We start from the raw sequence: 13,930 nt of genomic DNA, 5'->3' as shown, positions 1-13,930 counted from the left end.
AAAACCTCCTGACCATGCAGGAGGTAAATTTACACAAAACTTGCTTCCTACACTGGTATTGACCAACAGGTTCAAAGGGTCAGGTTTTACCTTCTCAACCCAGCTTTTTGCTTGGGTCCCCCTGCAAACTTTATTCGATTTTTCGCAGTTTTCTGCTTTCTTATTATAACACCGGTCAGCGAGATTGTCAAGGAAAAATTGTGCAGATATCGCAAGTATTATCGAGCAAACAAAATCGGGCTGTCGAGGGCGACAGCCCCTACATTTACATTTGAAAATTTGCCGATACAGTGCTATGAAACCAAGCGGGCGACCAAANCCCCTACAGTTATTCGACAGTTTGTTATGCCGCAAAATCGCTTCGCTTTACAGTATTCTCCTGATAGTGTTTATCTTTCCGCAATACTTGATATTCGCAAGAGGCTGTATTCTGATCCCATAATATGTACTCATGGCATGGACTATTTTTCCACCGCCTATATACATCGCTACGTGGCCATAGTTATTGCAGATTATCAGGTCGCCTGCCTCTATATTCTTCAAAGACACTGCTTTTCCCATTTTCGCCTGCGAATATACGCTGTTATACATATTCACACCGGCTTTTCTATAGGCTTGCATTGTCAATCCACAGCAATCCGTTGCCTTATACTTTGTTCCGCCCCAGACATATCTTCCGCCGTTCATGCTTGCGGCATAATCAACGGCTGTTTTTATTCTTGCTTTTCTCTCAGGTGTACGCTTCACACCTTTTCCTACCTTGACGTACTTACCCTTATGATCACCTTCATTGATAAGGACATAATTTGCTCCGCCGATATTCTTATTCTGACCTGCCACACGCTTATTTTTATCGGTAGTGAGAGTACCCGACACAGCCACAGAGGCTTTTGTTTTTGAAGATTTCTTGAACTTACCGTTTTTAAAGCTATAAAGCTGAACGTTTTTATCTATATAATAGTATGTTTTTGCTGCTGTCTTTACGTTGAGGACCGATGATTCTGACTTGGCACTGCCGTTTACCGCTTTGACGGTGACTTTATATTTTGTGGAAGCTTTAAGATAAAGCTTGCCGTCATCGGTTATATTTATATAGTTATCCTTTTTAAGTGCCTGCCATGTATATTTTCTTACATAGCGTCCGTTTACATAGACCTCAAATGTAGTCTTTGATGAAAAGCTGGTGAGATTTTTTACTCCTGCTTCTATTTTGTTTGAATACGCTTGCCTTTTTATCAAAACAGGTTTTTTCATCGAGTCAGCAGCAGAAGCTGTTATAACATTCACATAAGTCTTAGCGGATTCCTGCGGTGCAAATGCCACAAAGCTTATCATTATAACTGATGAAATTATCACTGCTGTTATTTTTCTTATTATGTTGATAACGGATCAGTCCTTTCCGGTTTTTGTATTTGTGTACTTATACGATTTCATTTATATTATTATACATCATTAATTATTACAATCTGTAATAATTAAGTTTCTATTTTGTAAACCTTTATGATAGTATTATACATTTTTGCTTATTATTAGTATGTTAATCTCCTATTTTAATGCAGTTACTGGTGCTTTCTTGCATTATCATGAACGGTATATCATTCTTTATTAATATTATATAAACATAATTTATGACAATCTTACAAATATAAGAAATACATCATCTTATGGTTTGGTCGATTTAATCAAGCGAATTCTATAAATTGGTATTAGTCTTTTGCGTCATTTGCGAAAACGTTTGCTACCATAAAATTACAGTGTTCTCATAGATTGAGAACGATATGTGAAAACTAAAATTATTTTGCGTAAATTAATTGTGAAAAGTGACAAAAAAGCCGTTCACAATCAGTGAAAAAGTTCTGAAAATTAATTTTTTATAAATAAAATATTGCGAATACCATTGACAAACATAGTATACTGTAGTATAATTTCATTAGAAAATACAGAAAACGTTTAAGTTCAGTTACGAGGTATATATTTATAGTGGGTATAATGGAGGTCACGCTGATGAAAAGCATTAATTTTATGGGCGACAATGGTTTCAAAAAAGCACTTGAGAGCGTTGGTGTAACTGCAAGCAGCAGTATCAGCAGCGAGAAGATCTCGGGCTGTTTTAAATATGTTACGGCTGACGATATGTGTATTATCACTGGATACTGCGGTGACAGCCATATCGAAGTGCTGGAGCTTCCTTTTGAGCTTCGTGGCAAAAAGGTCATAGCTGTTGCAGGCGGTGCTTTCGCACATCTTTACGACCTTAAATGTGCTGTTATCTCAAAGGACGTTGTTATCATCGGAAGAAAGGCATTTTACAAATGCTGTTCACTGGTGAATGTGACTATACCTGAGAGCGTAAGATTTATTGGTGAGATGGCATTCTGCGGTTGTGAATCTCTGAGATTTGCGACTATACCTGATGGTGTTGAAATGATACTGCCTTTCACATTCTACAATTGCGACAGTTTGGAGAGAGCTGACCTGCCTGAGAGCGTAAGAGAGATCGGTGAGTCTGCATTCGGTTTCTGCTCTTCAATGAAAGAAATTTATCTTAATGAAAATATAGTTTCCATAGGAAACGGAGCTTTCCAGAACTGCATTTCTCTGAGAGAGCTTGAGATACCGTCAACAATGATCGAGATCGCAGAGAATGCTTTCACATTTTGCTCAGGTCTGGAAGCGATCTCTATACCATTTGGGATCGAGGTTGTTGGCGACTACGCATTCTTCGGCTGCTCTGCTCTGAAAAAGGTTGAGTTCGCAGGATCTGTAAGAAAGATAGGCGAGTGTGCATTTGCACTTTGTGAGAAGCTCGAGAGCGTTTATCTTCCTGATTCCGTTAGCAGGATAGGCAAGAGAGCGTTTGCTCAGAATACTGTAGTTAAGACGGTGAGGATATCAGGCAAGATCGCTTATGTTGGAAGCGAGGCTTTCCGTGGCTGTAAGGCTTTGAGAGAAGTTGTTATCCCATCATCTGTGAAGAAGCTTGGCGCAAAGGCTTTCGTGGATTGCTCTGAGTTACGAAGCGTTGTTATTCAGCATGGTGCCGATGGCATTGCGGAGGACGCTTTTGAGAGAGGTGCCGCCTTGATCACTGCTGACGCTGCTCCTGCACTTGATGACGAAACATTCAGGATAGCCGAGGCTGTTTACAACAAAAATTTCGCTTTATAAAATATATAACCTCTGGATCGGGGCGGCAGCATTTAAGTTGCCGCCCTTTTTCTGTCTATTTACAGGTGGGATATAATAATCCAAGTCGGTAGGATATAGGTCATTGTCGGAGGTACATAAAAAACGAGCGACCAAAGGTCGCCCTACGATATGTAAACAAAAAAATACGCTCTGCATAACACAGAACGTATTCAGTGGGGTGGGTAGTGAGATTCGAACTCACGGTCTTCAGTGCCACAAACTGACGCGTTAGGCCAGCTACGCTATACCCACCATACATATTAGAAGAAAATACTCGCAGCAGATTTTCATCTGGAACGAGTTTAATGGTACGCCATACTGGATTCGAACCAGTGACCTACCGCTTAGAAGGCGGTTGCTCTATCCAACTGAGCTAATGACGCATACTGTACTCATTGATATCTCAAACTCGGATAAAAGTTCAAGATATATTGGAGCGGGTGATGGGAATCGAACCCACATGACCAGCTTGGAAGGCTGGAGTTCTACCACTGAACTACACCCGCATACTGCCTGACCAGGCGTTTTTGGTGGTCTTTCAAGCTTACCGCTCAATCAACGATATTTATTATACCACTACAAGAGCCTTTTGTCAAGCACTTTTTTATATTTTTTTCATCTAAACTCAACTTTGTGCAACTTTACTTATTTGTTCTTCTTATGTTGTTTCATTTTATTCACTATAACATCTTTGAACAAAAAGCCAACGATACCTGCTACGAGAGCTACTCCAAGCACCACAAGTGCAACTGTGAAGTTGCCGCTTTTTACATTGCTCCCCAAAATCGTGGAGAGCATTATTGCTGGAAGTCTGCAAGGCATGACATAATAGAAAAAATCCTTCTTGCTTATGGGAGTCAGTGGGACGATATATGAGATAACGTCCTTGGGTATTCCCGGTATGAGATAGAGGATTATAAGGATAACGGTTAGCTTTTTCTCATTTTGCAGGAATTTGAATTTTTTTAGCTGTTTCTCGTCAACAAAGGCTTCCACTATCGGTCTGCCAAATTTTTTCACAAGCACGAATATTGCCATTGTGCCAAGGAGCGTACCTATGAATGATAGCAACCCGCCCCAGAACCAGCCGAACAGCACTCCACCCACCACTTGTATAGGCGGTATGACCGCTATGACCACTTGAAGAGCTTGTATAAAAGTAAAGATAAGCACTCCCACAATGCCACTGTAGTTATCAAGCTTACGCTCCAAGGCTGCAATGCCTGCCTTGCTGTGAAGCGCTTTTATAAGAGGTATACACGCCACTGCAGCCATTGCTATGACCGCTATTATTGCAACAAGGCTTATTATCTGTATTTTTTTCTTGTGCCTTGCAGTTTGTATTTTCGCCTCGTTTAATATTTCTTTCTCTTGTTCTTCGTTCATAAAAACGTCACCGTCATTTTCTTCTGAGTATTTTTTTCCTAAACCAATTTATGTACATATCTGTCAACTGTGTGAGGGCATAGTCATAAATAAAGAAAAACAGGTTCGCCGCCGCCCACAGAACAAGCACGGCATACTTGCCAAACATCTCCATGCCCTCGAGCATATCCACCGAAGTAAAGATATACTGAAATGCCAAAAAGAAGATGACTATCGCCACATTGAACACTGCAAGCTTTATTGCCCACACCAATAGGCGGTTTTTCTTTTGGTCGAGATAATATTTAAGTATTGGATAATACCCCATGAACAATATGAAAAGCAGGGTTGCTTCATAATTTGGGGTTACGAAAATGCTCAGCAGGCTCACTGCACAATAGGTGGCTATCGCCCAGTTTTTATCCACCTCCACTATCATCACAACCATCATGAAGCCGGCGAAGGTCGGGATAGTATAATCGAGCATGGGCAAAAAGCTGCTTGAAAACATCAAAAGCAGGCAGACAGCAGAGCATATGCCGCCAAGTGCCACTCGAAAAGCTATTTTATTTCTCATGATTATTTAGCAGCACGGTATAAGGTCGCCGCCCATCATTTCACAGCAGCAGTCTGCACAGCAAAGGGAGGAACAGCAGTCAGGGCCGCTCATGCCGCCTGCTTGGTAGCCCTGAGTTGGGTTGCCGCTCATATAGCCGCTTCGCTGTCTGTTCATCTGGGCTAACACGCTTTGATACTCCATGTTATTAGGGTCGAGCTGGACGGCTCTTGTGAAGTTGTTATAAGCCTCATTGAGCCAGCCTCTGCGGTGGCAGATAGTGCCTTTAAGGAAATACCACTCGGCATTTCTTTCCGAGGAGGACACATTATCAAGTATCTGATCTGCCTGAGTATAGCTTCCGCTTTGGATAAGGCTTCTGATATAGCCTGAGTCAAAGCCCTGCGAAGAGGCATAGCCGTCATAGCCGCTTTCTGCGGACTGGTATCCTCCCCCACGTCTTGAAGTCATGATCTGATCGTAGGCGGCGTTTATCTCGGACATTTTCTCCTCAGCTACGTCAGCTAGGGGGTTATCCTGATACTGATCGGGGTGATATTTTTTCACAAGCTCTTTATAAGCTGATTTTATTTCAGCGTCTGAAGCTGTTGGGGATACGCCTAAAATTTTATAAGGGTCTTTGGAGATCATTGATCGTTATTTCCTTTCCTGTTATTGCGGAATTTTCCGCTTCTTATTTGAGTATAGACATTCTTAAGTCCAAGATACACGATATTATCAAGTATATCACGATATCTTTTAAGATTGAGCTTCACATAGATATCTGCCATTTCGCCCAGTGTGAAGTTTATGCTGTCATCGCAAAAGGCGTGGACTTGTTTCAGATAGTCAGCATTTATGCCCTCGGTGGGTGGAAATTTTGCAAGGAGCGGATTGTAGCTTTCACTCTCGTGGTCGTCGGGCAGGTCGTCAAGAGCGTCGCAGATATAGATAAATCTGCCGAGAAGGTAGCCGAATCGTTCAAGGAGCGGTCGGCGTTGGTCATGCTTGCTTGTAAGTCCGCCTGCAACGGCTTGCATCATAAGTGCGGTAGGCTCGCAGGCAAGGTCTATGCCTGCTGTTTTTTCACGCTCTATTTTATTTTGCAATTCCATTGCGTTTTCAACGGCAGGTGCAAGATCCGGATAAAGGCGAGCCGCTTTCTTATAGGGCTTTTTGAAAAAAGGCAGAAGTGCAAATGCGGCAAGCTTGCCTTTTAGCCCTTTATCGGCTATATCGTCACGGAGCTTATGATATGTGAGTATCACGGCGGCTGAGGACGTATATTTAAGATTGCAGGTACACTTTGCGCACATGGTCTTTTTAAGAGGGTGTGCGATACAGCGTTGCTTTTCTGCGTCAAGCTTCACTCCCCTCACAGAGAGATCCATAAGGGAGAGAAATGCGAAATCGTAGCTAAGGGTAAAGCGTGTCACAAAGCCATAGCGTCTGCCCATATCCTTACAAAGTCCGCAGTAGACAGCTTTATAGATATCATATTCAAACATTCGCATATAGGGTTTGAAAGGGCGGACATATCCGAACATAGGCACTCCTTAGGTTTTCGTTACTATACATTATAAAACACGATTGTGTATATCCCGTGAAATATATAACATTATACAACAATTTTAAGATAAAAGTCAATAATTTTTATGATAAAAATAAGGGTGGCAGAGTACAAAAGGGCGACCTTGGGTCGCCCTTACAATTTTATAATGTTACATTGTAAAACGTAAATCAATTAATTTGTGCGGTAACAAGACGGGCGAACGCTGTTCGCCCCTACGTCACGTCACAGCAAACTGTGAGTTATAGAGATCGGCATAGAAGCCGTTCTTTGCCATAAGCTCATCATGACTTCCCTGCTCTACTATGTGTCCCGAATCCATTACTATGATAGTATCTGCGTTCTTGATAGTAGAAAGTCTATGGGCGATTATAAAGCTCGTTCTGCCCTGCATCATTTTCTCAAAGGCACGCTGTACCAATATCTCCGTACGGGTATCTATAGACGATGTAGCTTCGTCCAGAATGAGCATTGGCGGCAACGAGAGCATTACTCGTGCGATACAGAGAAGCTGTTTCTGTCCTGCGGAGATAGTGCTGTAGCTGTCTGAAATAACGGTATCATAGCCCTTTGGCAGACGCTTTATAAAGCCATGACAATGGGCTGACTTGGCGGCGGCTATCATTTCTTCCTCGGTGGCGTCAGGCTTGCCGTAGCAGAGGTTCTCTCTTATGGTGCCTGTTTTCAGCCACGTTTCCTGCAGGACCATGCCGTACATACTTCTCATGGAATCACGTGTACAATCCTTTATAGGCTCGCCGCTTATGCGTATCTCGCCGCTGTCGGTATCATAGAACCTCATAAGGAGGTTTATCATGGTGGTCTTGCCGCAGCCTGTTGGTCCTACGATAGCTGTACGCTGACCGCTCTTTACATGGAGGTTAAAATTCTCGATAAGCTTCACATCAGGCACATAGCTAAATGACACGTTGTCAACGTCCAATGTGCCGTCAACGGAGGTAAGGACAGTAGCGTTAGAGCTGTCAGGTATCTCCTCTGTTTCGTCTATGACCTCAAAAACACGCTTTGCAGAAGCGAATGCACTTTGAAGCTCGGTGATAACGCCTGATATTTCATTGAAAGGCTTTGTATACTGATTTGCATAGGTGAGGAAACAGCTAAGGTTACCAACTGTAAAGCCCACGCCTTTTATTACGGAGAGTGCGCCCACGATACCGACAGCCATGTAGACGAGGTTGTTTACAAAACGTGTGCATGGGTTGGTGAGTGAGGAGAAGAATGTGGCGTTAAGTCCAACTTTCTGGAGTTTCAGGTTCACTTCTTCAAACTGCTCCTCAGCTTCTTCCTGATAGCCGAATGCTGTTACTACCTTCTGATTGCCTGTCATTTCCTCAACAAGGCTGGTCATGTCGCCTCTTGCAACTGATTGCTGGTGGAAAAGCTTGAATGTGTTCTTGGCGATAAATCTTGCGACAAATAGGGAAAGCGGAGTGAGGATAACCACGATAAGGGTTATTTTCACGTTTATGGAGAGCATGAATCCAAGTGTACCAAAAATTGTACATACGCCTGTGAAAAGCTGTGAAAAGCCCATGAGAAGTCCGTCTGACACCTGCTCCAAGTCGGAGATTATACGGCTGATTATATCACCGTGAGGGTGGGAGTCGATATAAGAAAGGGGTAGCTTTTGGAGCTTTGCGAAAGCATCGTTTCGGATATCTCTTACCACGCAATAGGTTATCTTATTTGTACAAAGTGACATAAGCCACTGGGCAATGCCTGTTACGGTGACTGTTACGCCAAGCTTGATGATGATATTGATAATTCCGTCAAAATCTACAAGTCCCTTGGCTATGATAAGGTCAACAGCATTGCCGACAAGGATAGGTGCATAAAGTGTGGTGGCAACTGCTATGACCGCAAAGACCATGGACAGGACGAACAGCCACATATGCGGTTTTGCGTATTTGAGAAGCGGTCTGAGAGCTGAGGTATCAAGCTTGTTTTTTGTGCTTTGCTTAGCCATTTGCCTGCGCCTCCTTTTCTGAAAGCTGTGAAAGGCATATTTCTTTATATACCTCGCAGCCCTTATAAAGCTCTGAATGAGTGCCGATACCTGCTATTTTGCCATCGTCAAGAACGATTATCTTATCGGCACTTTTTATAGATGAGATTCTCTGTGAAACTATGAAAACGGTCATACCGCTTGTTTTTTCGTGGATAGCTTTTCTTAGTCTTGCATCTGTGGCAAGGTCAAGGGCAGAGGCTGAGTCGTCAAGAATGAGTATCTCAGGATCACCAACCAATGCTCTTGCAATGGTAAGTCTTTGACGCTGACCGCCTGAGAGGTTTTTGCCCTCCTGCAAGATCATTTCGTCAAGCTTATCAGGCTTTTTCTCTACAAAGTCTTTTGCCTGAGCAATGTCAAGAGCGTTCCAGATATCCTCGTCCGTGGCGTTTTTATCACGCCACTGCATATTGTGTCTTATAGTACCCTTAAAGAGGACAGCTTTCTGAGGAACAATGCCTATCATACCTCTGAGCTGTGAGAATGGGTACTCTTTTACGTCAACGCCGTCAACGAGGACTTCGCCCTGACGGACGTCATAAAATCTTGGTATAAGGTTGATAAGAGAGGTTTTACCCGAGCCTGTACCACCGATTATACCGATAGTTTCGCCTTTCATGGCTTTGAAGCTTATACCCGAAAGGGAGTCGGCTTCTGCTGATGCGTACGAGAAGAAACAGTTCCTAAACTCTACGCATGGGGCATTACCGTCAGTTGCGACAGGCTTATTATCCTTATCGGATACACTTGGCTCCACAGCGAAAACGTCGTTTATTCTAATAGCGGAAGCCTGCATTTTGGTGATATTTGTAACGAGTATCGCCATAGCAAGGAGTGCCAAGAGTATCTGGTTCATATAGTTTACAAGGGCTATCACTTCGCCCTGTGAGATAGAGCCTGAATAAACTGTTTTGCCGCCAAACCAAATGATAGCGATGATAGCGAAGTTTACGATAACATAGGTGGCAGGGTTCATAAGGGCGGAAATTCTTCCTGCGATAATCTGCTGACGTTTGAGCTCTTCGGTATTATCAGCGAACTCTTTTTCCTCGTCTTTCTGACGGGAAAATGCTCTGATAACTCTTGCACCTGTGAGAGTTTCGCTTGTCATAAGGTTAGTTTTATCCAGCTTTTTCTGGATATTCTTATACTGCGGGATAGTGATGTGCATTATAAGGTAGATAACATAGGCAAGGCAAGGTGCGATTATCAGGAAGATAAGGGTAAGCTTCACTGAGATAGAGAATGCCATTATGATTGAGCCTAAAACGATAAAAGGCGAACGAAGAAACAGACGAAGGAGGATATTCACGCCCTGCTGAGCGGTATTGATATCCGCTGTCATTCGTGTGACGAGGGTATGGCTTCCAACGCTGTCTATCTCCGCATAGGACAGTGAATTGATATGCTTGAAGAGGTCACGTCGGAGGGCTGTTCCAAAGCCTAGGGACGCTTTTGCGGCGAAATACTGAGCAGTCAGCGCACAAGCCAGACCACAGAAGGCGAGGAGAACAAGCACGCCACCCATTTTATAGATATAGGGTTTATCTTGATTTTTTATACCCACGTCGATGATATTAGCCATAACAAGTGGCACTGCAAGCTCGAAGCAGGCTTCGATAAGCTTAAACAGCGGACCGATTATGCTTTCTTTTTTATAGTTTTTCAGATACCTAAAAAGCTTCAGCATTTTTCTTTCTCCCAACTAAATAAAATCATATAAATTTTATTATATCATATGTTTTTGTACATTTGTAGACGAATAAGTTAATTCTTTAAAAAAGTGGGGGATAATGCAGGGGCAAAAAATTTGCACGTCTTTATACACCGGCATAGTTTGTGATGATTCAAGCCTCGCACCTCCGAGCGGGACGCCGAGGGCGTCGTCCCCTACAATAATCATCGCCGCAGGCGATACCTTCATTCCTCATTTCTCACTCCTCATTCCTCACTCCTAAAAAAGGGGGTTGACAAAAGGGTGAAAGTGTGCTATAGTCATATCAATAGGTTTAAATGCTATGACGGAAATAAGTAGCCTTTTGCGAAATTTCAGAGAGCTTTCGGTCGGTGAGAGAAAGCATTTCTACAAAGTGTGAATACATTCCTGAGCTGTTCGCTGAGAAAGCTTTTGCGTAAGGCGAAACGGTTTGCACACGTTACAGTGCTGTGGCTTCGCTTTCTGCTGAGCCTGTAAGGTCGGGAGTTTCCCGATAAACTGAGGTGGTACCACGATAATTCGTCCTCTGACAGATATTCTGTCAGGGGATTTTTTATTTATGTACCGCAAAAAAATAATACGGAGGTATGAAAAATGACAGTATTTGAAGAACTGAAAAGAAGAGGTCTTCTTGCTCAGCTTACTGATGAGGAGGAGATAAAGGAGCTTATCAACGCAGGTAAAGCGACTTTCTACATTGGTTTTGACCCAACTGCTGATTCACTCCACGTTGGTCACTTTATGGCACTTTGCCTTATGAAGCGTTTGCAAATGGCAGGCAACAAGCCTATCGTTCTTATCGGAGGCGGTACGGCTATGATAGGCGACCCGTCAGGCAAGACTGATATGAGAAAAATGATGACAAAGGAAACTATCAACCACAATGTTGAATGTTTCAAAAAGCAGATGTCACACTTCATTGATTTTTCTGATGACAAGGCTATTATCGTAAACAATGGCGATTGGCTTCTCGACCTTAATTATGTTGATGTACTTCGTGACGTTGGTGCTTGCTTCTCTGTAAACAAGATGCTTACATTCGAGTGCTACAAGCAGAGAATGGAAAGGGGTCTTACTTTCCTTGAATTTAACTACATGATAATGCAGTCATACGACTTCTACAGACTTTTCCAGGATTACGGCTGTAATATGCAGTTCGGCGGTGACGATCAGTGGGCTAATATGCTGGGCGGCACTGAGCTTATCAGAAAGAAACTTGGCAAGGACGCTTATGCAATGACTATCACTCTCCTGCTCAACTCTGAGGGCAAGAAAATGGGCAAGACAGAAAAGGGTGCTGTATGGCTCGACCCTGAAAAGACTTCTCCATACGAGTTCTATCAGTATTGGAGAAACGTTGGTGACGCTGATGTTATCAAGTGCCTGAAGATGCTCACATTCGTTCCTATCGAGGAGATAGAGGAAATGGAGAAACACATGGAGGGTGCCGAATACAACAAGGCTAAGGAGCTTTTGGCTTACGAGCTGACAAAGCTTGTTCACGGCAAAGAAGAGGCTGACAAGGCTGACGCTGCGGCAAAGGCTATTTTTGCAGGCGGCGGAAACAGCGACGATATGCCTAGCACGACTATTGCGGCGGCTGATCTTACTGACGGCAAGATAGGTATTCTTACGCTTCTTGTTAAGTGCGGACTTTGTCCTTCAAATGGCGAGGCTAGACGTCTTGTTACTCAGAACGGCATTGCGGTGAATGGCGAGAAATTCACTGACCCTAAGGGTCTTGTTGATCTCTCTGAGCCTGTTGTTATCAAGAAGGGCAAGAAGGTTTTCCACAAGGCTATTGCGGAATAATATAGTACAAAATAATTTCCACGGGTGGACAGAAGTTCACCCGTTTTTTGTATATATATAAGGCTTTTTGCAATATTCATAAACATTCACACAAAATACATATAAGGTTTAGCTATATTTAAAGTTATTCATATATACTTTTAATCAAAGGAAAGTTTACACGAAGCATACGAAAAAAACACGAAAAGAGGCGTGGATATGAATGGCAATCAGGAAGTGTTCAGACGGATAGAGAAAAAATATATCGTTGATGAACCGACTTATGAAAAGCTTATAAAAAAGCTCGATGGGCATTTTGTCAAAGACAGATATTACAAAAGCACTATCTGCAACATATATTATGACACACCAAGTCATCAGCTTGTGAGAAACTCCATTGAAAAGCCTGTTTACAAGGAAAAGCTGAGAGTGAGGAGCTACGGCGTACCTAATGATGAAGACATGGTCTTTGTGGAGCTTAAAAAGAAATACAAGGGTGTGGTCTACAAGAGACGTATTGAAATGACCCTTGCACAGACCCGTGATTTCTTTGCAGGCAAAGATGTGCCTCATGATAATCCACAGATAGAGAACGAGCTGAAATATTTTCTCAAATTCTATGAGGGCATTGCTCCTGCAATGTATCTGAGTTATGACAGACTTGCTTACTGCGGTGCGGAAGACCCGTCCCTTAGGCTGACCTTTGACACGCACATTCTTTACCGTGAGGAGCAAAAGGAGCTTGACAAGGGCATTTGGGGAAAAGAGCTTCTGCCTGCTGGCATGAGGGTAATGGAGATAAAGATACCGAACGCTATGCCTCTTTGGTTATCGGCTATACTTGATGAACTGGAGATATATCCTGCGTCATTCTCAAAATACGGAACTGCGTATTTTAACGAATTTTCTGAAAAAATACATAAAGGTAAGGTGATAAGCTGTGCTTAATTCAACTACTCTTGCGGCTACTACTGTGACCACCACTGAAACGACCGTGGCGGCGATAACTACAAACGAATTTGTTTTCTGCACTGCGGCTTCGTTGGTGCTTGGTCTTATAATAGCGTTTGCTTTCAACTTCAGGCAGAAAAAAACAAAGAGCTTTATGATGACGCTTGCTTTGCTGCCTGTGATAGTACAGGTAGTGATAATGCTTGTAAACGGAAACATCGGTACTGGTGTGGCTGTTATGGGTGCATTCAGCTTGGTAAGATTCCGTTCTGTACCGGGAAGTGCCATGGACATTTGTGCTATCTTCCTTTCAATGGCGGTGGGTCTTGCAACGGGAACAAATCACTTGGCACTTGCTCTTATGCTTGCGGTGTGCGTGAGCCTGCTGAACATTATTTACACTCTTCTGCCTATTGGCAAAAAGAAGTCGGGTCACAAGGATCTTAGTATCACTATCCCTGAAAGCCTTGATTACACGGAGGTATTTGACGATATATTTGAAAAGTATCTTTCAGAATGTGAGCTTGTTTCGGTAAAGACCACAAATATGGGAAGCCTTTTCAAGTTGAGATATCGCATAGAGCTAAAGGGTGATGCTAACGAAAAGAAGCTTATTGACGAACTTAGATGCAGAAACGGCAACCTTGAGATAATGTGTGCAGTGGCAGCAGACATTGAGGAACAATCATTCTGACAAAATAACAAAAGTATCCATAAGCAAAACCGCACAAGACAAAAGCGGTCTTGTGCGGCTTTTTTCAA

General features: G+C 42.9%; 11 protein-coding genes, 3 tRNA genes, 1 riboswitch and 1 other annotated feature. Of the genes, 4 read left to right on the top strand and 10 right to left on the bottom strand.

All coding sequences use genetic code 11. The annotated features are described in order from the left end of the window. Positions 1–27 precede the first annotated feature (27 nt). Positions 28–133, bottom strand: a riboswitch (TPP riboswitch). A 233-nt stretch (positions 134–366) separates the two neighbouring features. Beyond that, on the bottom strand, positions 367–1,356 hold the full coding sequence (locus OCV57_RS00975; protein ID WP_267300232.1) for a C40 family peptidase: 990 nt from the start codon (positions 1,354–1,356) through the stop codon (positions 367–369). Positions 1,357–2,004: 648 nt separating this feature from the next. Here OCV57_RS00975 and OCV57_RS00970 point away from each other — a divergent pair. Next, entirely contained in the window at positions 2,005–3,168 is a 1,164-nt protein-coding gene (locus tag OCV57_RS00970) for a leucine-rich repeat domain-containing protein (protein ID WP_267300231.1), read from the top strand. 195 nt (positions 3,169–3,363) lie between these two features. Here OCV57_RS00970 and OCV57_RS00965 read toward each other — a convergent pair. The 9 genes from OCV57_RS00965 to OCV57_RS00925 form a co-directional block, all read right to left on the bottom strand. Continuing rightward, positions 3,364–3,441, bottom strand: a tRNA-His gene (locus tag OCV57_RS00965). Between the two features lie 54 nt (positions 3,442–3,495). Further along, positions 3,496–3,572 (bottom strand) — tRNA-Arg (locus OCV57_RS00960). A 49-nt stretch (positions 3,573–3,621) separates the two neighbouring features. Then, positions 3,622–3,695 (bottom strand) — tRNA-Gly (locus OCV57_RS00955). A 139-nt stretch (positions 3,696–3,834) separates the two neighbouring features. Beyond that, positions 3,835–4,575 carry a TVP38/TMEM64 family protein gene (locus tag OCV57_RS00950; protein WP_267300230.1) on the bottom strand — a complete coding sequence of 247 codons (741 nt, stop codon included), beginning with the start codon at positions 4,573–4,575 and terminating at the stop codon, positions 3,835–3,837. Positions 4,576–4,588: 13 nt separating this feature from the next. Next, entirely contained in the window at positions 4,589–5,131 is a 543-nt protein-coding gene (locus tag OCV57_RS00945; RefSeq protein ID WP_046439958.1) for a hypothetical protein, read from the bottom strand. Between the two features lie 6 nt (positions 5,132–5,137). After that, complete coding sequence (locus OCV57_RS00940; RefSeq protein WP_022287430.1) at positions 5,138–5,761, bottom strand: J domain-containing protein; 624 nt, start codon at positions 5,759–5,761, stop codon at positions 5,138–5,140. Next, a complete protein-coding gene (locus OCV57_RS00935) occupies positions 5,758–6,657 on the bottom strand; it encodes a DUF5685 family protein (RefSeq protein WP_022287431.1) in 900 nt (299 codons plus the stop codon). Before OCV57_RS00935 ends, OCV57_RS00940 begins: the two co-directional genes overlap by 4 nt. 243 nt (positions 6,658–6,900) lie before the next feature. Beyond that, complete coding sequence (locus OCV57_RS00930; RefSeq protein ID WP_267300229.1) at positions 6,901–8,667, bottom strand: ABC transporter ATP-binding protein; 1,767 nt, start codon at positions 8,665–8,667, stop codon at positions 6,901–6,903. Next, on the bottom strand, positions 8,660–10,399 hold the full coding sequence (locus OCV57_RS00925) for an ABC transporter ATP-binding protein (protein ID WP_267300228.1): 1,740 nt from the start codon (positions 10,397–10,399) through the stop codon (positions 8,660–8,662). The genes OCV57_RS00930 and OCV57_RS00925 overlap by 8 nt, the downstream gene beginning before the upstream one ends. Positions 10,400–10,718: 319 nt before the next feature. Continuing rightward, positions 10,719–10,956 (top strand) — a binding site (T-box leader). Positions 10,957–11,020: 64 nt separating this feature from the next. On the opposite strand from OCV57_RS00925, the gene tyrS reads away from it, so the two are divergent. The 3 genes from tyrS to OCV57_RS00910 all read left to right on the top strand — a co-directional run bounded on the left by tyrS (position 11,021) and on the right by OCV57_RS00910 (position 13,862). After that, a complete protein-coding gene (tyrS, locus tag OCV57_RS00920) occupies positions 11,021–12,238 on the top strand; it encodes a tyrosine--tRNA ligase (RefSeq protein ID WP_117856625.1) in 1,218 nt (405 codons plus the stop codon). A gap of 198 nt (positions 12,239–12,436) precedes the next feature. After that, entirely contained in the window at positions 12,437–13,165 is a 729-nt protein-coding gene (locus OCV57_RS00915; RefSeq protein ID WP_267300227.1) for a polyphosphate polymerase domain-containing protein, read from the top strand. Next, on the top strand, positions 13,158–13,862 hold the full coding sequence (locus tag OCV57_RS00910) for a DUF4956 domain-containing protein (protein ID WP_353681361.1): 705 nt from the start codon (positions 13,158–13,160) through the stop codon (positions 13,860–13,862). Before OCV57_RS00915 ends, OCV57_RS00910 begins: the two co-directional genes overlap by 8 nt. The last annotated feature ends 68 nt before the right edge of the window (positions 13,863–13,930 follow it).

Source organism: Hominimerdicola aceti (genome assembly GCF_025567495.1).
Lineage (GTDB): Bacteria > Bacillota > Clostridia > Oscillospirales > Ruminococcaceae > Hominimerdicola > Hominimerdicola aceti.
This window is presented reverse-complemented; position numbering and strand designations above follow the sequence as displayed.